Annotated in this window: 19 protein-coding genes and 1 other RNA gene; 14 read left to right on the top strand and 6 right to left on the bottom strand. The window is 65.3% G+C overall.

Translation table 11 applies throughout. The annotated features are described in order from the left end of the window. Positions 1-508: glycogen-binding domain-containing protein (locus NZ849_RS03685; protein ID WP_295404224.1), on the bottom strand; the 508-nt coding region annotated here is incomplete at its 3' end. An 80-nt stretch (positions 509-588) separates the two neighbouring features. Here NZ849_RS03685 and NZ849_RS03680 point away from each other — a divergent pair. Further along, a complete protein-coding gene (locus NZ849_RS03680; protein ID WP_295404221.1) occupies positions 589-2,556 on the top strand; it encodes an elongation factor G in 1,968 nt (655 codons plus the stop codon). A 43-nt stretch (positions 2,557-2,599) separates the two neighbouring features. Here NZ849_RS03680 and NZ849_RS03675 read toward each other — a convergent pair whose 3' ends face one another. Next, positions 2,600-3,274: a TetR/AcrR family transcriptional regulator gene (locus NZ849_RS03675; protein ID WP_295404218.1), complete on the bottom strand. Its 675-nt coding sequence runs from the start codon at positions 3,272-3,274 to the stop codon at positions 2,600-2,602. A 110-nt stretch (positions 3,275-3,384) separates the two neighbouring features. Here NZ849_RS03675 and NZ849_RS03670 point away from each other — a divergent pair, with 110 nt between their 5' ends. The 8 genes from NZ849_RS03670 (at position 3,385) to NZ849_RS03635 (ending at position 13,388) form a co-directional block, all read left to right on the top strand. Further along, positions 3,385-4,260, top strand: a complete 876-nt coding sequence (locus NZ849_RS03670; protein ID WP_295404215.1) for a hypothetical protein — start codon at positions 3,385-3,387, stop codon at positions 4,258-4,260. A 52-nt stretch (positions 4,261-4,312) separates the two neighbouring features. Continuing rightward, positions 4,313-5,740, top strand: coding sequence for a hypothetical protein (locus NZ849_RS03665; protein ID WP_295404212.1), 1,428 nt, complete (start codon positions 4,313-4,315; stop codon positions 5,738-5,740). Between the two features lie 6 nt (positions 5,741-5,746). Beyond that, on the top strand, positions 5,747-7,165 hold the full coding sequence (locus NZ849_RS03660) for a VWA domain-containing protein (RefSeq protein WP_295387278.1): 1,419 nt from the start codon (positions 5,747-5,749) through the stop codon (positions 7,163-7,165). Between the two features lie 10 nt (positions 7,166-7,175). Further along, entirely contained in the window at positions 7,176-7,385 is a 210-nt protein-coding gene (locus NZ849_RS03655; protein ID WP_295387275.1) for a heavy-metal-associated domain-containing protein, read from the top strand. 203 nt (positions 7,386-7,588) lie between these two features. Then, on the top strand, positions 7,589-10,327 hold the full coding sequence (gene acnA, locus NZ849_RS03650; RefSeq protein WP_295387272.1) for an aconitate hydratase AcnA: 2,739 nt from the start codon (positions 7,589-7,591) through the stop codon (positions 10,325-10,327). 76 nt (positions 10,328-10,403) lie between these two features. Then, positions 10,404-10,976, top strand: a complete 573-nt coding sequence (locus tag NZ849_RS03645) for a hypothetical protein (protein ID WP_295387269.1) — start codon at positions 10,404-10,406, stop codon at positions 10,974-10,976. A gap of 7 nt (positions 10,977-10,983) precedes the next feature. Further along, positions 10,984-11,781 (top strand): histidinol-phosphatase HisJ family protein, encoded by a 798-nt coding sequence (locus NZ849_RS03640; RefSeq protein ID WP_295387266.1) that lies wholly within the window; start codon positions 10,984-10,986, stop codon positions 11,779-11,781. Continuing rightward, positions 11,778-13,388, top strand: a complete 1,611-nt coding sequence (locus NZ849_RS03635; RefSeq protein ID WP_295387263.1) for a helix-hairpin-helix domain-containing protein — start codon at positions 11,778-11,780, stop codon at positions 13,386-13,388. The genes NZ849_RS03640 and NZ849_RS03635 overlap by 4 nt, the downstream gene beginning before the upstream one ends. Here NZ849_RS03635 and NZ849_RS03630 read toward each other — a convergent pair. From NZ849_RS03630 to NZ849_RS03615, 4 genes are all read right to left on the bottom strand, one after another. Further along, positions 13,385-13,801, bottom strand: coding sequence for a CBS domain-containing protein (locus tag NZ849_RS03630; protein ID WP_295404206.1), 417 nt, complete (start codon positions 13,799-13,801; stop codon positions 13,385-13,387). The genes NZ849_RS03635 and NZ849_RS03630 overlap by 4 nt on opposite strands. A gap of 159 nt (positions 13,802-13,960) precedes the next feature. Then, complete coding sequence (moaC, locus tag NZ849_RS03625; RefSeq protein ID WP_295387256.1) at positions 13,961-14,434, bottom strand: cyclic pyranopterin monophosphate synthase MoaC; 474 nt, start codon at positions 14,432-14,434, stop codon at positions 13,961-13,963. 33 nt (positions 14,435-14,467) lie between these two features. Further along, positions 14,468-15,241 carry an ABC transporter permease gene (locus NZ849_RS03620; RefSeq protein ID WP_295387254.1) on the bottom strand — a complete coding sequence of 258 codons (774 nt, stop codon included), beginning with the start codon at positions 15,239-15,241 and terminating at the stop codon, positions 14,468-14,470. Between the two features lie 29 nt (positions 15,242-15,270). After that, complete coding sequence (locus NZ849_RS03615; RefSeq protein WP_295387251.1) at positions 15,271-16,191, bottom strand: ABC transporter ATP-binding protein; 921 nt, start codon at positions 16,189-16,191, stop codon at positions 15,271-15,273. A gap of 60 nt (positions 16,192-16,251) precedes the next feature. Between NZ849_RS03615 and ffs the strand changes: the two genes are divergently transcribed. From ffs to NZ849_RS03590, 5 genes are all read left to right on the top strand, one after another. Further along, positions 16,252-16,351: signal recognition particle sRNA small type (gene ffs, locus NZ849_RS03610), an RNA gene on the top strand. A gap of 58 nt (positions 16,352-16,409) precedes the next feature. Further along, entirely contained in the window at positions 16,410-17,426 is a 1,017-nt protein-coding gene (locus NZ849_RS03605; protein WP_295387296.1) for an LptF/LptG family permease, read from the top strand. After that, on the top strand, positions 17,423-18,463 hold the full coding sequence (locus tag NZ849_RS03600; RefSeq protein ID WP_295387248.1) for an LptF/LptG family permease: 1,041 nt from the start codon (positions 17,423-17,425) through the stop codon (positions 18,461-18,463). The genes NZ849_RS03605 and NZ849_RS03600 overlap by 4 nt, the downstream gene beginning before the upstream one ends. Beyond that, positions 18,460-21,339: an LPS-assembly protein LptD gene (locus NZ849_RS03595; RefSeq protein WP_295387246.1), complete on the top strand. Its 2,880-nt coding sequence runs from the start codon at positions 18,460-18,462 to the stop codon at positions 21,337-21,339. The genes NZ849_RS03600 and NZ849_RS03595 overlap by 4 nt, the downstream gene beginning before the upstream one ends. Further along, positions 21,336-22,415, top strand: a complete 1,080-nt coding sequence (locus NZ849_RS03590) for a hypothetical protein (protein ID WP_295387243.1) — start codon at positions 21,336-21,338, stop codon at positions 22,413-22,415. Before NZ849_RS03595 ends, NZ849_RS03590 begins: the two co-directional genes overlap by 4 nt. The last annotated feature ends 9 nt before the right edge of the window (positions 22,416-22,424 follow it).

Raw genomic sequence — 22,424 nt, 5'->3', positions numbered from 1 at the left:
GGTGCATGGGGTAGGGCCTCTCGGCCCAGAGGGTGGCCCTGCGCAGGGGCCGCTCGGCCCAGAGCCGCAACGAGAGCCTCTGGGCGGCGATGGAGAGGAAGCGGGGGTTGGTGGGGTCGTGCTCGAGCCCGGGGTTCTCTGGCAGGTGTAGCTCCGCTACCTGCCCCACCACCCGCACGGCGTTTCTGCCCCCCTGCCCGTCGTCCTCACAGGCCTGAGCCTCGAGGTCCACCTGAGGGGTGCCGAAGGTCGCATCCTCGCACATGTCGCGGGGCCACTGCCCGTTGATGAAGAACTTGTAGACCACCTTGCCGGGGGGAAGCTCCAGCGTAACCTGCCAGGTGCCCTCCGGGGTCTTCTGCATGGGCTGCTCGGCCCAGCCATTGAAGCTGCCCCGCAGGCTTACCGAGCGAACCTCGAGGCCGTAAGGCGGGTCGTAGGTGAAGGTAACCTTGTTCTGGGCCAGTGCCGCGCCCAGGAACCCCACCCAAAAGAGCAACCTCCGCACCTTTCCAGCATAGCAGGCAGATGAGCCTGCGAGCGGGCCCCACTCGAGGCTTATACTAAAACCACCAAAGGAGGTCAGTTATGATTCGCACTGTCGCCCTCGTGGGGCACAGCGGTAGCGGCAAAACTACCCTCGGCGAGGCCCTGCTCTTCTTCACCGGGGGCAAGGAGCGCATGGGCAGGGTGGAAGAGGGCACCACCACCTCCGACTACACCCCAGAGGAGAAGGCTCACCGGTTCTCGGTGCGCACCGCGGTGTTGCCCTTGGTGTACCAAGGGCACCGCATCTACCTGCTGGACGCCCCGGGCTACGCCGACTTTGTGGGGGAGATTCGCGGGGCCATGGAGGCCGCCGATGCTGCGGTGGTGGCGGTCTCGGCCGAGATGGGGGTGCAGATTGGCACCGAACGGGCCTGGACGGTGGCCGAGCGGCTTTCGCTACCCCGGATGGTGGTGGTGACCAAGCTGGAAAAAGGAGGGGACTTCCTGGCCCTGCTGGAGGACCTGCGGGCCACCTTGGGGCCCATCCTCCCCGCCCACCTGCCCCTCTACGAGAACGGCCAGTGGGTGGGCCTAATTGATGTGCTGCACGACCGGGCCTTTCGTTACGAGAAGGGCCGCCCGGTGACGGCCAGCATTCCTGAGGCTCAGCAGGCCCTGGTGGAAAAGTACCGCAATGAAGCGCGAGAGGCCATCATCGAAACCGACGAGGGGCTTTTGGAAAAGTACCTGGAAGGCGGCGAGGTAGAGGACGTGGCCCTCTCGAGGGCCTTCCACGAGGCGGTGCGGAAGGGCCAGGTATACCCGGTGGCCATCGGCTCGGCAGGGGCTCTAATTGGTCTGGACATGCTCCTAGACCTCTTCTTAGAAGCCCTCCCCTCCCCCGAAGAGCGCTGGGGAGAAGGCCCCCCAGCAGCCAAGGTCTTTAGGGTGCAGGTAGACCCCTTTATGGGGCAGGTGGCCTTCGCCCGGCTCTACCGCGGGCGCCTCCAACCTGGAGACGCCCTACAGTCCGACAACGGAACGGTACGGCTGGCCCACCTCTACACAGCGCGCGGCAAAGACCTGGTGGAGCTGGAGGCGGCTGAAGCGGGCACCATCCTGGCCCTCCCCAAAGCCGACGGCCTGCATAAGGGCATGGAGTTGTGGCAAGGGGAGCGCCCAAGCTTCCCCAGTGCCCGCCTACCCGACCCGGTAGTGATGCGGGCCATCTTCCCGGAAGGCCGCGGCGACGAGGCCAAGCTCGGCGATGCGTTGCGCAAGCTTCTGGAGGAAGACCCTAGCCTGAGGTTTGAGCGCAACCCCGAGACCGGGGAGCAGCTCCTTTGGGGGATGGGTGAGCTGCACCTCGAGACCGCCCTCGAGCGACTGGCCGACTACGGGGTCAGGGTAACCGCCCGGCCACCCAAGGTGCCCTACCGGGAGACCATCCGAAAAAAAGCTGAAGGCCAGGGCAAACATAAAAAGCAAACCGGGGGGCACGGCCAGTACGGGGATGTGTGGCTGCGGCTGGAGCCTCACGAGGACTACGAGTTCGTCTGGGAGATTAGCGGCGGGGTGATTCCCACCAAGTACATGGAGGCAGTGGAGGCGGGCATCAAGGAGGCGGCCAAGAGCGGACCCCTGGCCGGCTACCCGGTCATCGGCTTCCGGGCGGTGGTGTACAACGGCTCCCACCACGAGGTGGACAGCTCCGACCTGGCCTTCCAGCTCGCCGCCCAGCTTGCCTTCAAGAACGTGGTGGCCCAGGCCAGCCCCACCCTGCTGGAACCCATCTACACCCTAAAGGTGTTCGTCCCCCAAGAGCGGGTGGGCGACATCCTCTCCGACCTGCAGGCCCGGCGGGGACGCATCCTGGGCATGGACCAGGAAGGAGCCCTGGCGGTCATCAGCGCCGAGGTACCCCTGGCCGAGGTGCTGGAGTACAGCCGTACCCTTTCGGGGCTGACCCAGGGCACGGGGGCCTACAGCCTTGAGTTCTCTCACTATGCCGAGGTCCCCCCATCGCTCGCCCAGAAAATCATCGCTGAGCGCAGGACCGAGGCCTAGCCACCCCCTTTCTCAAAGAGGAGCTTTTGGCTTCGGGCCAGGTTCAGCCTTCGGTCGTTTTGGGCCAGTAACCCTTTTCAGTCATCCAGTCGTAGGTGCGAGCAACCATGCTCAGGGTCTCAACGGTAAGCAGGTAGAGCACCAGTTCCTTGTTCAAAGAGGGCTCCCAGCGCAGGCTCTGAACCGAGCTGAGCAGCATGCTCACCATCAGGTCGGCCAAGAAAGCGGCTTCTGGTCGGCCCCCGTCTGGGATATCCAAGGGCTTCAGAATGGCCACCAGGTGTTGGGTTAGTTCATCTCGAATGCTCTGTTGAATAGAAAACAGGGTACGCCCTAGGGGCGTGGGTTCGCGGAAGTAGCGCAGCAATAGTTCAACAAACTGCCACTGGGCCTCCACCTCGGTCAGCAGCCGTCGGTACAGCGACAGAACCAGTTCAAAATCGCCCACCCCTTGCTCGCGCAGCAGGGAAAGACCTTCTCGAATGGAATCCCGAATGCGCTGACCGATGTGTTCGGCGGCCACCACCACGCATTCCTCGAGGCTGGCAAAGTGCGCGTAAAACCCCGACTGCACAATCCCCGCATCGCGGGCCACTCGAGCCGTCGAAACAGCCCCCAGGCCCTCCCGGCTCAGGATTTCAACCGTGGCTTGAATAAGCCGCTCCCGCGTGGCCTGGCCATCGCGGCGCTTGCGTTGGGGTTTGACCTGGGCGTTCATGCATCACCTTACCTTAGAACTTAACGTAACGCTAAGATTTTAGACTTTGGGTTGAAGAGTTAGAATGATAGAACTATCATTCTACTGGGCTTTTGCCCCAAGGAGGAACCATGGGCCAATCTCGTCCGCTATTGAGCGTGCTGAGCGTAGGACTTATGGGGCTTCTAGCAGCCTGCGGCCAACAACAGCCCACCACCGAACCCCTTAGCCAATCGGATGCACAAAACCTCAAGGTTGCCCTGGAGGCCAGCAATAAATATCTGGTTGCATCCATCGCCAGTCCTTCGGGGTTGGTCACTACCAACCGGGTGGGGAACCTGAGCCTGCCCTCTCCGGTAGCGAATATCCTCCTGGCTTCGGGGCTCGAACCCCAGTCTCTCAACTGTACCGCCAGCGAAACCCCTCCTAGAAACCAGCAGCAAGACCTGGACAACGACAAGATTCCGCGTGAGGCCCGCTACCAGGTGGATTGCACGGTGGGCGACACCCGGCTCAGGAGAAACATTCTGCTGAGGGACAAAGACGACAACAACCCTACCAGCGGCTACACCCTCGACACCGACCAGTACGAGCTCACCTTCAATACCGGCAAGCCCAACGAGTCGGGTATCAAACTGGATCTCGACGTGGACGTAACCCGCAACAACCCCAACTACGCGATTCGCTACAACTTCAATCTTGAAATCTACGGCGACGGCAAGCGGTTTAGCACCGCCTACAACTACACCGCCACCTATGCCCCCGACAACGCCCAAACGCCCTTTGCCGCAGGCACCCTCAACTACGAGGGCGCGCTGGATTACCGCACCACAACCAAGTGGTACCGGCTGAGGGGCAAAGCCACTAACCTCAAGTTCAGCAACACCTGCAAGGAAACCTTTGTGGGCGGAAGCTGGAGCCTGGAAGACACCCGAGGCAACAGACTTCTGGTGCAGTACAACGGCTGCAATAACGTGACCGTGACCTACAACGGGGAGGCCCTTTAAGCGTTGCCTTGCGAAGGTGGTCTAGCATCTAGGCCTGACTCAGGCGGGTATCATGGGACACATGGCTCGCCTGATGTTTTTTGTACTGCTGTTGCTTGGCCCGGCTCTGGCCCAAAACCTCGTTGCGCTGGCGCCCCAGGGAGCGGTGGCTGGCTTCTACCTGGCCGACCTGCGCGGCAGCCCATACTTGCGGGGCTTTGCTTCCGACTGGAAGGCGAGCGGGATGGAGGCCCTTCTCGGCCAGGAATTGCGGCAGCAGGCGGGCCAGGCAACAGACCTTTTGGGTCTGGCCGCGGGGGGATTGGTGGCGGCAGCCTACCCCGATGGCTTCTTCGTGCTGGGACGCCCCAGCCCCGCGGCCCTGGAGGCCCTGCGCAAGGAGGCCCGGGGCCTGCGCCCGGTGGGTGGCTGGCAGGTGGGGGGAGACAGGGATGTGCAGATCGGCCTCAGCCGCGAGCTTTTCTTTGCGGCCAGCCCCAAGCACGCCCAGCTCTTCCTGCAGAACCGGCGGGGCCTACAGGCCCCTGCACAGGGGGACATCGTGTTCTGGGCCAGCCTGTCCCAGGAACTGGCCCAAAACCTGGGCCTACCCCCTATGACCAGCAGGGCCCTCCGCACACTGGGGCGCTTCAGCTACAGCCTTCGGCTCACTCCAGGTGGCTACACCGAGGAGACCCGGCTCGAGCTCAACCCCAGCCTGGACCCCAGACTAGCCGGGCTGCTCCTCCCCAAAGAGCGCCCCTACGACCCAGCTGAGCTACCTCAGGGCTACTCGGTGACCACCGGAGTCTTTGACCTAGGTCGGTTCACCGCTTACCTGAAGGGCTTGCTGGGTGAGCTAAACGTGCCGCTGGAGCTAGACCTCAGCGCCTTCGGCGCCCGCTATGCCTTGGTCAGCGTCAAGGGACCCCCACCCGCCCCCGACGGGCGGGGCGAGGGTTTGCTGGGCCACACCCTCATCTACTGGGAAGTAAAAGACCCCAACCTGGCCGAGGCCAACCTGACGGCGTTATTCAGAGGGCTGGCGGCTTTCTCCACACCCGAGGGGCAGGGGGGCTTTAGGACCCTGGGCAGCGTGGGGGGATTCAAGGCAGTGGAGGTGGGCCTGGCAGGGGTCTTCTACTACAGGCTCGAGCCCAACCGGCTCACCCTAGCCACCAGCAAAAGCGCCCTCGAGGCCGTGGGCAACCCCCCATGGGGCCGCGACCCAGACTTTCGGCGCTTTCGGGTACGGGTGCCAACCAACGCCATCGGTTTTACCTACAGCAACCAGGGTGCGCTGATGCGTGAGCAAGCGGCCCTGCTGGCCGGCCTGCTGCCCCAAGCAATCGGCCAGGCCGGCGGATTTGAGCGCAGGCTGAGCCGGGCCCTGTCGGGCTTCCTCGAGCGCGCAGCCCAGCGCTTTGGCCCGGGGCTTTCGTACACGGTGGTGGAGGGCCATCGCCGGCTGAGCCGAGGCTTCTACGAGGTGCGCTGGTAGGTCAGGGTGCAGCTCGTCTTTGCCTCCCCATGGATTCTCGCCCTTGCCCCTTTGGCGCTGGGGCTTGTCTGGTGGTGGTACCGGCGCAGACGCCCGCTGGAGCGCAGGGTGGCTGGGCTTTGGCTCTGGCAAAAGGCCCAGCGCAAGGGCCGAGCCCGCCGGCGGCTCGACTTGAGGCTCGTTTTGCTGCTCCTGGCGGCCCTGCTGACCCTACTGGCCCTCGCTGGACCGGAGGCCAGGCTCCAGCGGCCCGGCCCGCTGGTGGTGGTGCTGGACACCTCGGCCTCCATGGCCGCTACCGACCTCCTCCCAAGCCGCATGGAGCGGGCCAAGAGCCTGGCCCAAAGGTACCTAACATCCGCCCCCCGCGCGGTTTTGGTCGCCGCCGACCACCCCCCCCAGACCTTCGGACCCGCCCCTGGGCGCAGCCTGGTGGGGGCTTTGGAGCAGGTTCAGCCCAAACCTCACAGCGCTCGGCTGGATGAGGCGCTGGCCCGAGGAAGGGCGCTGCTGCCCGAAGCCCGCACCCTGGTCATCAGCGACAAGCCCCCTCCCCAGGGAGCCGACGGGTACCTCAACGTGGCCGGCAACGGCTTCAACGTGGGCATCAGCGCCATTGGGCCGGGGTTCGTGGCGGTGGCCAACGCCGGGCCTGGGGTTTGGCGGGGCGAGGTAGAGGTGGACGGGCGGCGCTACCCGCTGGAGGTCCCGGCGCGCGGATTCGCTGGCCTCGAGGTAGCCTCCGCCACCCCCAGCGCGCGGCTGGTCGTCCAGGACGCGCTTGCCCTAGACGACCAGGCCCGCTTCAGCCGCCGGCGGGTCCGGGTGGAAAGCCCCCCATCGCCCGCCCTGGACCGCCTTCTGGAACTGCTGGGAACGGTCCGCGGCAACCCCGCAGAGGTGGTCTTCGCCCAGGGCACCCCCGGCCGGGAACCCACCCGCTTCACCGTCTTCTTCGCCCAGGAAGCCCGAGGGCAGGCCGCCGTCTTTGACGCTGAGCGCACCCTCCCCTACCTGCGCGGGGTTGAGCTGGTCGGCTACACCTTGCAAATACCCCCGCCCCCTTCATCGCCCGGCTGGCGACCCCTGGCATGGAGCGAGGAGGACGTCGCCCTGGCCTGGTACCACCCCAGCGGGGTCTACCTGCCGCCCCTGGACCGCCTAAAAGACCTCCCGGCCTTCCCCGTGCTCCTCTACAATCTGGTGGCCCCCCTGGGCGAACAACGCAGTGGCCTGTTACTGCCCGAGGAAACCCTGCTCCCCCGGCCGGTTCCCAACCTCCCCCTACCCCCTGGCCTGCGCCTTGGGCTGGCCCCCTGGCTGGCCCTGGCCGCGGCCCTGGTGCTGGCCCTTGAGTTCTACCTCTTCCAGTACCGCCCCCTGCGGGCCCGGGTGGAACCCCAAGCCCAGATCCCTGGAGCATAATTGGTAGGGTATGAACCGGGTGCTTCTGGGCGTGCGGGGCATGGAACGCCCCGACCAGGTGGAGAAGGTTAGCAAGGCCCTCCAGCGGCTCGAGGGGGTGGGTGAGGTGCGGCCTGCGGAGGTGGGACAGCTCGAGGTCGCCTACGATCCCCAAAGGCTCACCGTGATGGACCTGATTCGAGCGGTGCGGGAACAGGGGTTCCTAGCAGGCATGCTCTGAAATGGTTCCTGTTTGCAATGGCCTAGGGTAATATAGGGGTTGTCTGAGGTAGGGCGCACCCGCCCAGGCAGATAAACCAGCCCCCACAACCCAGAGCTTCGTCTCCGCTCGTTTGCGCTAGACTAGAGGGCGAGCAAACCACCAGGTGAAGCCTCTTTGGCCAACGTGGGGCCGGTTTTTGGCGTACCTAGAAAGGAGCGGCTATGGCCTACAGGGACGATTTTCAAACCCGCAAAAGCCTCCTGACACGGATGGGTGAGGTCTACTACTACGACATCCTCGAGCTTGAGCGGCAGGGCATCGCCCAGGTGTCCCGCCTGCCCTTCAGCATCCGGGTGATGCTGGAGTCCTTGTTGCGCAACCACGACGAGTACAAGGTCACCCGGGAAGACGTGATTAACCTGGCCCGCTGGCAGCCCGACCCCGGGGAGGTAAACGTGCCCCTCATCCTGGCCCGGGTCATCCTTCAGGACTTCACCGGAGTTCCGGCGGTGGTTGACCTAGCGTCCATGCGGGACGCGGTGGCCAAGCTGGGTGGCGACCCGGAGATCATCAACCCCACCGTACCGGTGGACCTGGTCATCGACCACTCGGTGCAGGTGGACTTCTTCGGCACCACCTACGCCTTTGAGAAAAACGTGGAGCTTGAGTACCAGCGCAACGCCGAGCGCTACCGCCTCATCAAGTGGGCCCAGCAAGCCCTCAAGGGCTTCCGCGCGGTGCCCCCGGGCACGGGGATTGTGCACCAGGTCAACCTCGAGTACCTGGCCCAGGTGGTCATGACCCAGCGGGGTGAGGACGGCAGGCTGTACGCCTTCCCCGACTCCCTGGTGGGCACCGACTCCCACACCACCATGATCAACGGCCTCGGGGTGCTGGGCTGGGGGGTGGGGGGCATCGAGGCCGAGGCGGTGATGCTGGGCCAGCCCTACTATATGCTGGCCCCCCGGGTCATCGGCTTCAAGCTCTACGGGGAACTGCCGGAAGGGGCCACCGCCACCGATTTGGTGCTCCGGGTAACCGAGATGATCCGCAAACACGGGGCGGTGGGCAAGTTCGTGGAGTTCTACGGTCCCGGCGTCTCCAAACTGCCCCTGGCCGACCGGGCCACCATCGCCAACATGAGCCCTGAGTACGGGGCTACCATGGGCTTCTTCCCCATCGACGAGGAAACCCTGGCCTACCTGCGCCTCACCGGCCGGCCCGAGGAGCTCGTGGATCTGGTGGAGAAGTACGCCAAGGCCAACGGTCTGTGGCGCAGCGACGACGCCGAACCGGTCTACAGCGAGCACCTGGAACTGGACCTCTCCACCGTGGTGCCCTCGCTGGCCGGCCCCAAGCGGCCGCAAGACCGGGTCAACCTCTCGGAGGTGAAGAGGAGTTTCCTGGAGCACCTCACCAAAGATCCCAAGGAGCGGGGCTTCGGCCTCCAGCCTGAACAGCTCAACAGGACCGTAACGGTTCGGCGCGGCCGTGAGGAATTCGAGTTGCGCCACGGCTCTGTGGTAATTGCGGCCATCACAAGCTGCACCAACACCTCCAACCCTTCGGTAATGCTTGGAGCAGGCCTCCTGGCCAAGAAGGCGGTGGAAGCGGGCCTGGACACCCAGCCCTGGGTCAAGTCTTCCCTAGCTCCCGGCTCCAAGGTAGTTACCGAGTACCTAGATGCCGCCGGCCTCACCCCTTTCCTAGAGGCCCTTCGCTTCCACACCGTGGGCTACGGCTGCACCACCTGCATAGGGAACTCCGGCCCGCTTCCAGAAGAAATTTCCAAAGCGGTGCGGGAGGGTGACCTGGTGGTGGCCGCGGTGCTCTCGGGCAACCGCAACTTCGAGGGCCGGGTCAACCCCGATGTGAAGGCCAACTATCTGGCCAGCCCTATGCTGGTGGTGGCCTACGCCATCGCCGGCAGAATTGACATCGACTTTACCACTGAGCCATTGGGCTACGACCCCAACGGCCGGCCCGTATATCTGAAGGACATCTGGCCTAGCCAGGAGGAAATCCGCCAGGTTGTGCACAAAACCCTAGACCCCGAGATGTTCCGGCGGCAGTACGCCACCGTCTTTGAGGGCGACGAGCGCTGGAAGGCGCTCCCGGCCCCCTCCGGCCAGCTATACCAGTTCGACCCCAGCTCCACCTACATCCAAAACCCCCCCTTCTTCGAAAACCTGGGGCAAGACCGGGAGCTTTCCGATATTAAGGGGGCCCGGGTACTCCTGTTGCTGGGCGACTCCATCACCACCGATCACATCTCCCCCGCGGGCAGCATCGCCAAAAACTCCCCTGCCGCCCGCTACTTGATGGGCCACGGGGTTGACCCCGCCGACTTCAACAGCTACGGGAGCCGGCGCGGCAACCACGAGGTGATGATGCGGGGCACTTTCGCCAATATCCGCATCCGCAACTTCATGCTGGGCGGCAAGGAAGGCCCCTACACCAAAAAGCTGCCCAAGTCCGACCGGGGTGCAGAGCCGGGTTCGGGCGAGGAGATGTTCATCTACGACGCGGCCATGCAGTACAAGGCCGAGGGCACTCCTCTTATCGTGATTGGCGGCATTGAGTACGGCAACGGCAGCAGCCGCGACTGGGCCGCCAAGGGCACCTACCTGCTCGGCGTCAAGGCGGTTATCGCCCAGAGCTTTGAGCGCATCCACCGCAGCAACCTGGTGGGTATGGGCGTGCTGCCCCTCCAATTCCAGCCCGGCCAGAGCGCCGCCAGCCTGGGGCTCACCGGCTACGAGGTATATGACATCCTGGGCATTGAGGAGCTTGCCCCAGGCAAGGAGCTCACCGTGGTCGCCACCCGCGCCGATGGCAGTCAGGTGCGTTTCCCGGTCAAGGCCCGTATAGACACCCTCGTGGAGCTGGACTACTACAAGAACGGCGGCATTCTGCAAACTGTGCTGAAGGGCATGCTGGCCAAGAAAGCCCCGGTGTGAAAGCCTGCCCCTTCTGTGGGGCGGGTTTCCAGCCGGCCGCTTGGGGAAACCCTGCGCAGGCGGTAGACTAGGCGGTGTGATCTTCTCCCTCGAGCAAGCCCCTCCCGAGGGCGAGGTAGCCCAGCTCCAGGCCCTGCAAAGGGCGGGCCTAGCTGTGGCTCCCACCCTGGTGCTGGTAGGGGTGGAGGCGGAGTTCTACCAGCTGGGTAACCTGGCCGAGCAGATACAGCGAGCCTTCGAGGGCGTCTTCGGCGCCCGGTTGGACGAGGAAAAGCTGGCCCGGGCCTGTGCTTTTGCGGAGCGGCTGTTGCGGGAGTCCTACCTGCTTCCCGAACGCGCCGAGGAGATACGAAAGGCCCTCCCCGAAGCCCGGCTGCTGGTTCGTTACGCGAACGAGGCTCCCTTCGGCTTGGAGGTGGGCAGCCAGGCCACCCTCTGGGCCCTCAAGCGGCTTTGGGCCAGCCGTTGGCAACTCGATGCGGTGCTGGACCGACAGCCCCGGCTGGCCCCCCCAGAAACCCCCACGCTGGTCCAGCGGGTGGAGGCCGAGCTGGTCTTAGACCAAGCCATCTCCGAGCAGGCCAGCGCCTTGCTGGGCCGGGGGGTCCGGGTCTGGACCTCTGCGGGGCAGACCGTACGGGTGAACTGAACGAAGTATGTACGACAGCCACATCCACACCCCTCTGTGCAAGCACGCGGTGGGCAGCCCCGCCGAGTACCTGCAAGCCGCACGGCAGGCAGGGCTTAGAGGCCTGGTCTTCACCGACCACAGCCCCATGCCCCCCTGGTTTGATCCGGAGGTGCGCATGGAGCTAGCGGAGCTACCCTTCTACCACGCGACGCTCGAGCGGCTTCGAAATGAAGCGGATGGCCTTTACGTGGGGATTGGGCTAGAGGCTGACTTCCATCCCGGCACCGAGTACTTCGTGCGGCGGCTGCGGGCCCAATACGGGTACGACTACCTTATCGGCTCGGTTCACTACATCGGGGCCTGGCCTCTGGACAACCCACGCTATGCGGATGAGTTTGAGGAGCGGGACCTGCGGGAGGTCTACCGCGTCTACTTCGGGCTGGTAGCCCAGGCCGCCCGAAGCAGGCTCTTCCACGCCATCGGCCACCTTGACCTGCCCAAAGTGATGGGCCACCGCCCCCCCGAGGGCTACGCCGACCTGGCCCAGGAGGCCCTGGAGGCCATCGCTGGGGAGGGGTTGGCCCTGGACGTGAACACCGCGGGCTGGCGCAAGAGAGCCGGCGAAATCTACCCCAGCCCCGAACTCCTGGCGCAGGCCCGGGCCATGGGTATTCCGGTGGTGCTGGGCTCCGATGCGCACCGCCCGGAGGATGTGGCCCATCGCTTCGCCGAGGCTGTGGCCCTGCTCCGAGGGGTGGGCTACCGTGAAGCGGTGGTGTTCAAGGAGGGGCGCCCTGTGGTCTATCCACTGGAGGACCTATGACCCGCAAGGAGCTGGCCGGGTTGCTCGAGTATGCCGCCGACCTGATAGAGGTGCTGGGGGAGGGGGAGTACCGCGCCCGGGCCTACCGGGCGGCCGCCCGCAGCCTGGAGCGGCTCGAGGGCGACCTCAGCGAGCTGGCCGCCCAAGGCTTTCGAGGGGTGAAGGGGGTTGGGCCGGGCCTGGCCCCATTGCTCAAAGAAATCGTGGAGACCCAGGAGTTTCCCTACCTGGCCGAACTGGAAGGCCGGATCCCCCCAGGGGTGCTGGAGCTCTTCCGGGTCCAGGGGCTTGGCCCAAAACGCATCCGAGCCCTCTGGGAGAGCGGGGTGGAAAGTCTGGAGGAACTGGTGCGCTTTGCCGAGGAGGGACGTCTACGGGCCCTTCCGGGCTTTGGGGCCAAAAGCGAGGCCAACCTCCTGGAGGCGGCCCGCTACGCCCTGCAGGGCCTCCGCCGGGTGCTCCTCCCGGTGGGGCTGGAGGTGGGGCGGCTGCTCCTGACCGACCTACAGAGCGCGGGTCTAAGGGCAGAGGTCGCCGGGAGCGTCCGGCGCGGCCTGGAGACGGTGGGCAACCTAGACCTGGTGGTGGAGGGCTCACCGGAAGCAGTGCGGAAGGCCCTTGGACACCACGTGCGGGAGGTTCAGGGCAGCCTCCTGCTGGGCCAGGTAGAGGGTTTGCCCCTGCGGGTTTTCTGCGCCGAGACGGCCGCTTTTGGCTCGGTCTGGGTGGCGGCCACTGGCTCCAGGGAGTGGGTTTCCGCCCTGGGCTCCATCCCCCAAGGCTGCGCTACAGAGGAGGAGGTTTTTCTTAGGCTGGGCTTGCCCTACATCCCGGCCTACTGGAGGGAGCAGGAGCACATCGGCCTAGCCCCACCCGAGGACCCCCTGCGGCCTGAGGCCCTGAAGGGTCTAATTCACCTCCACACCACCTACTCCGACGGGGCCGCCTCCCTGCGCCAGATGGCCGAAGCAGCCATAGCCCAGGGCTACGCCTACATGGTGGTCTGCGACCACTCGAGGAGCGCGGCCTACGCAGGGGGGCTTCAGGAGGCGGAGGTACGCCGGCAGTGGGCGGAGATAGACCGGCTCAACGCGGAGCTCTCCCCTTTCCGCATCCTCAAGGGCATTGAGTCGGACATCCTGCCGGACGGGTCGCTGGACTACCCCGAGGAACTCCTGGCCCAATTTGAAGTGGTGGTGGGCAGCCTGCACAGCGGGCTCTCCCTGGACCCGAGGGAGCAGACCGAGCGGCTTCTGAGGGCCTTGGACAACCCCTACCTGAGCATCCTGGGCCACCCCAGCGGCCGGCTCCTCCTGCGCCGCAAGGGGGCCCAGGCCGACTGGGAAAGGGTCTTGGAGCGGGCCGAGCGGAACCAAAAGGCGGTGGAGTTCAACTGCAACCCCCACCGCCTCGAGCTGGACTGGCGGGCCATGCTGGCCTGGCGCGAGCGCCTCTACTTTTCCCTTGGACCAGACGCCCACAGCCCGGAAGGGATCTCGGACCTTCAGTATGGGCTGCTCTTCGCCCAAAAAGCTGGCCTTCGCCCAGAGCGCATCGTCAACACCTGGCCCGCCGAGCGGCTCATTGGGCTGAAGAAAGGGCCCTAGCCGCTCTCTGCCCCCACCAGCAGCTCTGCCTCGCGCTCGAGGTAGGCCCTGAGCACATCCGAAACCGTGACAATGCCCACCAACCGACCCTCCTGAACCACTGGGAGGCCCCCAATCTTGTGCTCGAGCATCAGCTTGGCGGCGGCTTGAAGCGGCATGTTCTCCCCAATGGTAATGGGATCCTTGCTCATGACCTCACCCACAGGGAGTTTGGAGATCAGGTAGTTGAGCTCCCAGATGGAAAGCGAACTGGCGTCGGAAGGCATGGCCTCCTTGAGATCGCGGTCGGTAACAATGCCCACCAGCCGCCCGTCCTTCACCACCGGCAAGCGGCGGAATCCCCCCTGCTTCATCATCCTGGCCGCTTCGGGCACCGGCACATCTGGGCCAACCACCTGGGGGTTGGGGGTCATAAATTCCCTAACCAGCATAGGGACCACCTCGAGCTAAGGGTACACCCGGCCAAGAGGGGCATATGTCACGGCAGGGCCTCCAAGCCACCACCCCAGCCCTTCTCGGTCGGCTGTGGACCGGGCCCCCTTACGAAGGCCCAGGTCCAGCAGTGGGCACCCTCATTCCCGCTTCCACTCCCCCGACCTGCCCCCCGACTTGTGCAGCAGGCGCAGACCGGTAATCTCCAGGCCCTTGCTCGCCGCTTTGAGCATGTCGTAAACGGTGAGGGCAGCCACTGCGCAGGCCGTGAGGGCCTCCATCTCCACCCCGGTCTCGGCCTTGGTCTTGACGGTGGCCACAATACGAACCCGGGCTTCCTGGGGCTCAAACCAAAGCCGCACCTCCACACCGGTAATAGGCAGGGGGTGGCATAGAGGGATGAGCTCACCGGTCCTTTTCGCCGCCATGATGCCCGCGAGCTGGGCCACGCTCAGGGGGTCGCCCTTCCCCACTCCCCCCTCCTGCAAGGCCTCCACCGCTTCTGGGGTGAGCAAGACCATAGCCTCGGCCGTGGCCACCCGTAGGGTGGCGACCTTCTCGCTCACGTCTACCATGCGCGGCTTGCCGTCCTCAAAGTGGGTCAACTTACCCATACCCTAAGCCTAAACCATCGGAAGCCGGAGGCCTCAAACGTCCTTTCGCTCGAAGATAAGGAGCGCCAACGCGGAAAATCCAAGGGTGTAGATGAAGAGCAACGGCAACCCCAGGGAAACCGCCTCCGAGCGCACGTAGAGGTCAAGGTAACTGGTGAGCAAGAAAGGCTGCAGGGCCGGAAAGGCCACCAGCAACCGCATGAGCAGCAGGGTGGAGACCGCCGCCAGGGCCGCCGCGGTGGTGCTCAGGAAAATCACCGCGTACAGAAGCGCCAGGGCCGACAGCGGCCAGAGCACCACCCCGGCTAGGGCATGGGCCCGAAGGACCTCCGAGAGAGCGGCCCCGGGGGTGAGGGGCTCCCCTGTGCCCGCAAAGCTACCCGGCCCCAGGCCAGTACCTCCGAGAAAGCTGCCCAGGCCAAAGGGAAGGCCTGCCAAAAGCGAGCCCAACAGGCTGACCCCCAGGAGGAGGAAGGGGTAGGTGAGCACCACCACCAGCTTGGCCCCCAGCAGACGGCTTCTGGGGCTGGGGCGCAGCAGCACCGACTTTAGGGTGCCCATGGAGACCTCCGAACCCAGCACCTCCGCCGCAGCCATGGCGGTGAGAAAAGGAAAGAGGAAGTCCATGCCGGTAAAGAGGGCAAAGGCAGGCACCTGCCAGCCTGAGACCAGCTCAATCCGGTACTGAGCCCGCAAACCCGGGGCAAAGGCCCACAAGAAGGGCAGCAAAAAAGCCGCCAGGAGGCCAATCTGCACCGAGCGCAGCCGCACCAGCTTGCCAAACTCCCAGACCAAGACCCTAAGCACGCCGCCTCCCTCTTCCCTCCAGGCTGAGTCTAACCAGACGCACGCTTCACCCTTTCTCGATAGTATTCGTAGAGGTCAAAGTAGTCGGGTTCCAAGAAACGCACCTGGAAGTTCTCCCGGACCAGCGCGGCCAACGCCAGGTTGGGGGAGCCCTCAAAAACAACGTTCACATCCCTCAGGCTCACGTTCCGCACCCCCGGCACAGTCTTGAGAAAAGCCGCAGCCCTGGCCGGGTCGTCCACCCGGAGGCGGTAGGTCTCACCCCGCGCCCCCAACCTCACCTCTTCCAGAAGCCGCCCGCCCCCCAGGATACCCACCCTATCGGCGTAGACCGACACCTCCCGAAGGTGGTGGGTGGAAAGGAGCACCGCCACACCCTTCCAGGCCAGCTCGGCCAGAATTTCGTGCACCCTCCCTATGCCCTGCGGGTCAAGACCGCTGGTGGGCTCATCCAGAATAAGCACCTGAGGCTCGTGCAGAATGGCCGAGGCCAGCCCCAAGCGCTGACGCTGGCCTAAGGAGTAGGTGCGCACCGGCTGGTCGGCCACCGCCAGCAGCTCCAATTTGGCCAGCACCTCCCGAATGCGGGCCTCAGGCCTGGACATCCCGGTCAGGAAGGCCACCATCTCCAGGTTTTGCCGGCCGCTAAGGTGGGGGTAAAAGGCTGCGGGAGCCTCCACCACTGCCCCCAAAACCCGCCGGACCGCATACCCCCCGTTGTAAATGTCCTGGCCCAGCATCCGCACCACCCCTGAGGTGGGAAAGGCTAACCCTGTCAGGAGACGGATTAGGGTGGTCTTTCCCGAACCGTTGGGGCCAGCCAGAGCGTAGACCTCACCAGGCTGCACGGCAAAGGTAATGCCCTCCAAAACAGGCTTCCGGCCATAGCGCTTGCTCAATTGGATGGCCTCAAGGGCCGCGCCCGAACTGCTCGCCGCGGGGGCTCCCATGGGTGTGATTATACGAAGCCCCTTGCAGGGGTTTGGGCTTGTGCTATCCTTGAGCTTGCGTCCTCGGTCTGACGCAGCGCACCAGCGTGAACCGGGTCAGGGCCGGAAGGCAGCAGCCCTAAGCGCCACGGAGCGGGTGCCGTCAGGAAGCCGAGGGCGCCCTTTTGTCCAAATGGGGAGCTTCTCACCCAAGGGGAGCTTATACTTCGCTTTTGGAAATGCTGCCCCGCTACCTGCTGCGCGAAACGCTTTCCCTATACCTGCTGGGCGTGCTCCTCTTTGTAGGTCTAATCACCTTTGACCTGCTCTCCTCCCTGTCGGGAGCTTTTCTCAGGGCCCGCACCCCTGTCAGCGAAATTGCCACGCTGGTGGCCTACCGGGTCCCCCACACGCTGGGCATCGCGTTGCCCTTGGGCCTGGTGTTTGCCCTGTTGGTGGCCCTAGCCCGCTGGATTCGCCAGTCCGAGCTCAAGGCCGCCTACGCGGCTGGCGTACCCCCCATCCGTTTTATTGCTCCGGTGCTGCTGCTGTCTGCACTGGTAGGCGGGGTGGTCTTTCTGAACGAAGGTTGGATTAAGCCCATCGCCCAAGAGCGCTTCGAGGCACTTCAATACAAGATTTACTACGGCTCTGAGCCCTCTGGTGTCCTTACCGACCGCACCTATGCCCCCCAAGGACTTGGGGTCTACTATGCCCAGCGCATCTACCCAAACCCCCAGGGGCAGGAGGGCTCGAGGCTGGAGGGGCTGCGGGTGGTGGAGCCCGACGGCTCCATCTGGAGCGCGGAGCTTGGGAGCTGGGTCAACGGGGCTTGGCGGCTGGAGAACGCCTATCGCGTAGACCCCAGCGGCCGGATCCACCTGGAATCCAGCCACCCCCTGCCCTTTCCGGTAGGGGTGCAACCCAAGGGGGTTTCCTACGAGGCCATGCGGCTACCCGAGCTTTCCGCTGTTGCCCGGGCCGACCCCGCTGCGGCCTTTCCCCTGGCTCGCCGCTACGCCAACGCGGTGGGTACGGTGGTCCTGGCATGGCTAGCGGCGGTCATCGGCCTTTCGTTGCGGGAAGCGGCCTGGGCCTTTATCGCCGTGGTGGGGCTCATCTTCGGCTACTGGACCCTGTTTACCTTTTCAGCCCAGCTCGCCCGTTTTGACCTGTGGAGCGCCTACGGAGCCTGGCTTCCCAATCTGGTCTATGGGGGGCTGGCCCTTCTGGGCACTTGGAGGCTGGCCCGATGAGTACTTTAGACCGCTACCTAACGCGGGAGGTGGGGGCCTCGCTTTTAGGAGCCCTGGCGGTGGTGGTCCTGGCCCTGCTGGGCGGGGCGCTTTACGAGGTGCTGGCCCCCTTGCTGGCGCGCGGGGCCGACCCCTTGGTGGTCAGCCAATACCTAGCCTTCCGGGTACCCGAGGCTTTGGTGCGGGGAATGCCCTTGGCCTTCCTCTTTGCCCTTTTGCTGGTCCTTTCTCGCATGGGGGAGGAGTCGGAACTCAAGGCCCTGCTGGCCGGAGGCATCTCCAAGGTAAGGGTGCTTTTTCCCCTGCTGCTCCTCGGCACCCTTCTCTTCGCCCTCTGCCTTCTAGCCGCCGACAGCCTGGTGCCGCGGAGCCTCCAGCAAGGGCAGAACATTCTCCGGCAGGCAGTCTTGCAAAAACCCAGGGCACTGCTCCAGCCCGGCACAAGACTGGTGGACGCCTACGGGCGCATCGTCTACGTAGGGCAGGTGCACGAGAGCAGCATTGGGGAGGTGCGGGTCATCACTGCAGAGGAAGTGCTGGTGGCCGCCCAGGGCCGGTTTGAGGAGGGAGCACTAATCCTTAGCGAGGGCCTCCGGGTAACCTACGGCGGTGCACGGCCCCGCACGGTGGCCCAGTTTGAGCGGGCGGTGGTGCCGCTGGTGGAACTCTCCCTCGAGCCCCCTGGCGGGCTTTTCAGTCTGAGCGTGGCCGAGCTACGTCAGCGCATCGCCCAGTACAAGGCCCAGGGCCTACCCTACCATGCCGAGATGACCGCCTTGCAACGCAAATGGGCCGAGCCCGCGGCGGTTTACGCATTTGCCCTTTTCGCAGTAGGCCTGGCCTTCTTCCTCCTGGGGGGCAGCCGCAGCCTGGGGATGCTGGGGGTGGTGGTGCTCACCTTCATCTACTACGCCACCTGGAGCGTAGGCCGCATCATGGGCGAGCAGGGTGTAATCCCCCCCGTCCTGGCCGCCTGGGGGCCCAACCTCCTGTACGGCCTAGCTGGGCTGATCCTGCTGCAGGTGGGAAGACGATGAGCCAGGGGCAGTGGAAAGGCTGGGGCAACGCAGGGATGTGGAGATGCTTTCTCTTGCTGCTGGCAGCGGCCTGTGCGCCCGGGCTGGCCCAGGAGGGCAAGCGGCTCAAAATCCTCGAGGCCCAGCGGATGGAACTGCGCAACGAGGAGGGCGAGGAGCTGGTGGTGCTGCTGGGCTCTCCGGTGCGAATGGAGCGCGATGGCGAGCTGATCGAGGCACCGCGGGTCATCTACAACCGCACCCGCAAGCGTCTCCTCCTCCTAGAGGGGGTGCGCTACCGCGACAAGCAGGGCCAGCTCATAGAGGCCGCTGAGCTGGAGCTTTTCACCAGCGACGAGAGTTTTGAGGCCATTGAGGTCAGGATAGAGTCGGGAGACTTCTACCTCACCGGTCCGGTCTGCCAGCGGGCCGCAGGGCAGATTCTCCTCCAGCAAGGCTACCTCACCCCCTGCCAGCGCTGCGAGCAAGAGGTGGCCGACTACGCCTTCCAGGCCCAGGAAGTGCTCCTCTACCCCGGCGACCGCGTCATCGCGCGGGGGGTGTGGGTGCTCCTGCGGGGGGAGCGCACGCTCTACCTGCCGGTGTTGCTCTTCTTCCTAAACGAGCGCAGGCCGCGGCTCGAGCTCGGTCAAAACGACACCGAGGGGGTCTTCGTGCGGGCCGATCTACCCTATGTCTCAGACTTCGGGGTGGGCTTTACCCTGCTGCGCTACTTTGAGCGGCGGGGATGGGGCTTTGGCCTCGATCACTTTGGCGTAGGGGCTGCGCTGGAGCGCTACCAGTTCCTCTACCTTCCCCCGCCTGCCGGGGTAGTGCTCCCGGACAGCGACCCGCGGAAGGACGGCATTTTCAAGTACCGCCTGAGCTACAAGCTGGAAACCCCGGAGGAACGCCTGGAGGGGCTGGTGCTGCGGGACGACAGCCCACAGGCCGAACCCGGTTTTCTAGGCACAGGGGGGCAGCCCGACTACACCACTTACCTGCTGGAGTGGGCCACCCGCCAGGGTGAGCCCCTCTTCCGGGTTACCCTGGACGGCTACATAGACCACAACCCCCTGGCCCTACCCAACGAGCGCACCACCCCTCAGCGGACACCGGAGGTAGAGGTGAGCTTCCCTCGAGGCATAGAAGGGGCGTTCCGGCTGAGCGGCCGGGTCCTGCTGGGCTACTACCAGGCCCCCTCCAACCCGCTCAACCGCTCGGCCCGACGGCTTGGGCCCTACATCGGCGCGGGGCGGCTTTGGCTCGAGCACCGCGAGAGCTACCGGCTGGCCACCCCCCCCTGGCCGGGGCTCAGCTTCAGCCTGGAGAACACCTTTATCGGGCGCTACTACAGCACTCAAAACCTCGACGAGAACGGCAACCCCACCGAGTTCGAGCGGCTCATCACCTGGAACACTCGGGCCAGCCTAGGCCAGGCCATAGGGCCATTTAGCCTGAATCTGGGCCTAAGCCGCAACCTGGTGGAGGGCGAGACCCCTTTTCAGTTTGACTACGAGCGGCCCCAGCGCAACAGCCGCCTGGAGGCCAGCCTAGGCTTCAACCCCGACCCCCTCCTCTCCCTCACCGCCCGGGCCAGCCGCGACCTGGAGAGCCGCCGCTTTGACCCTCCAGCCGAGCTCACCCTCACCTCCCGGCCCTTCCCCTGGTTCAACCTCACCGCCCGGGCCGGCCGCGACCTGGAGCTGGGCCGCTGGGACCTGTTGCGCTCCAGCCTGGCCCTCTTCCCCACCCCCTTCAGCCTGAACCTGAGCTACGAGCGGCAGCTCGAGCTGGGCCTCGACCGCCTGCTGAGCCTAAACCTGGGCTACAACCCTCTGCCGTTCAACCTCTCCTTGCGCACCGCCTACCGCTACTGGGATGTCCAGGAAAAGGAGACCCGCCCCAGGGAGCAGATACCCCTGATCGCCCGCTACGACCCGCTGGAACTCTCCGCCAGCTACAACCCCCCCGGCAACACCCTCTCCTTTAGCCACAGCCGCGACCTGAACAACGGCCAGGCCATCCGCAGTGAGCTCAACCTGGTGGTGCAGGAGGCTCCTAACAGCTTCCGGCTGCGCCAAAGCCTCACCCATCCCTACATCCCCCTGCCCTCCTACACCAACCCCAGCCCTACCCCCACCCCAGCCCTGCTGGACGGCCTGGTCCAGCTCACCCTGGGGCTGCACACCTTTGCCTTTGCCCACACCATTGGCTTCGCAGCGGGCAGCGAGAGCCGTCTCCGGCTGGGCTACCTCTACAGCGCCGACCAGTTCCAGGCCGACCTGCTCTGGGGATACCAGCAGGGCCTGCTGCGCAACCCCCGCCTCACCCTTCGGGCAGCGGTGCGGGAGCCCGACCTGTTCATCAACGAGGTCTCGGCCGAACTCCACCTCCCCGAGCCGGAAAACCCCCTTACCCCGGAGGACGACACCCAGGCTTTCCTAAGGTTCCTGCGCTTCAATGGAGAGTGGGAGGTCTGGCCGGCCCCCCTGCGTCCGGAAGACCCGCCAGGGCTTTCGCTGCAGGGGTTCTTGAGCCTCGAGCGGCTCCCTGACAGCAGCGGCCGCTTCAGGCTCACGCTCAGGGAGTTCGGCCCCACCTTTAGCTTTATGGGACGCGAGAAGACCCGCCTTTTCTACCGAATCGTGTGGAACGCTCCCGAGGGAGGCCGGGAGTTCTTCCTACCCAATCTAGAGGGCACCTTCCTCCGCCCCCGCTTCGACCTGGTGGTGGACCGCTGCTGCTGGGCCTTCAAGGCCAGCGCAGACACCTCCAAACAGGAACTGCGCTTTTCCTTTGCCCTCGGGGGCAGCGCCGCCGAGTTCCTGTTGGACCAAAGCAGCCTGGTGCTGCCCGGCAACATCCGCCTGCCCCTACCCGGAGGCCGCCCGTGAGAAGCAGATGCCTCCTCCTGGTCCTCGCCGCCCTGGCCGCGGGCTGCACCGGCAGCAGCGAGGAGCCCGTAAGGGCCCTGCTGGCGGTAGGGGTGGTCAACCAGAGCAGCCAGGCCTCAGAGATCCGCTTTTACCTAAGCCGCAGCCTCCAACCCGGCACCGGCGAAGCCCCCCGCCTAGCCGGAACCTGGTCCCTGGACGAGCCTTTGGTGGACTCTCTTTACCGCCGGAGCCTGGAGGGAGGTAGCGACCAGCTCTGGGTACTCACCTCCAGCCGACTGCGGCGCTACAGCACCGGCTCGTTGCGCACCACCGGCGTGGGCACCCCCACCCTGGACGGCTTTGACCAGGCCCTCCCAGACGGCTGCGGCCAGGGATACCTGCGGGGTGGGCAGAGCCACCTGCTCCTGGTCTGTCCCCCCACCGACCCCAGCCGCCCCATCGAGAACTACCGGGCCTGGCGCATCCCCTACAACGCCACCGCCCTGCCCGACCCAATCAACTTCCTCGAGCCCAACCTGGTGCGCCTGGACACCCCAGCCCGCCTTACCCTAGGCCCAGGCGACCAGCTCCTCTACCTGACCCCAAGCCAGATCGGCCGCTATGACTTCGTCAACCCCTACCTGGAACGCACCTTCACCCGAACCGCCTCCCCCACCGACCTGATCTACGCGGGCAACCTGGCCCTGGGCCTGCTGGAGGGCAATGGCACCACCCTTCTGGCCTGGAGCCTGGAGGCCGCCCGCGATCCCTCGGCCTTCCCCAGCGACCTCGCGGTCCGGAGCTTCTCCCGTGGGGCCCCACCCATCTTCCTCCTGGGTACCGGCCTGGCCCGCTTCAGCGACGGCCTCCAGCTGCCCCCAGAAAGCGTCCTTTCCCGCAGCATCGCCTACAGAACCGGCGTAGTGGCCCAAGACCAGTTCCTCTACCTAGCCCAGCAGAGCACCCCTACCCTCACGGTGGTTGACCTAACCCTGAACTTCACCAACCTGACCAGCACCGCCCTGCGCAGCAGCACGATTGGCAGCTTCCAGGATCAACTGGTGGCCCTGGCCTTCATCCCGGTGGAAGAGTAGCCTAAGACC

Origin of the sequence: Meiothermus sp., assembly GCF_025060375.1 — a bacterium.
Lineage (GTDB): Bacteria > Deinococcota > Deinococci > Deinococcales > Thermaceae > Meiothermus.
This window is presented reverse-complemented; position numbering and strand designations above follow the sequence as displayed.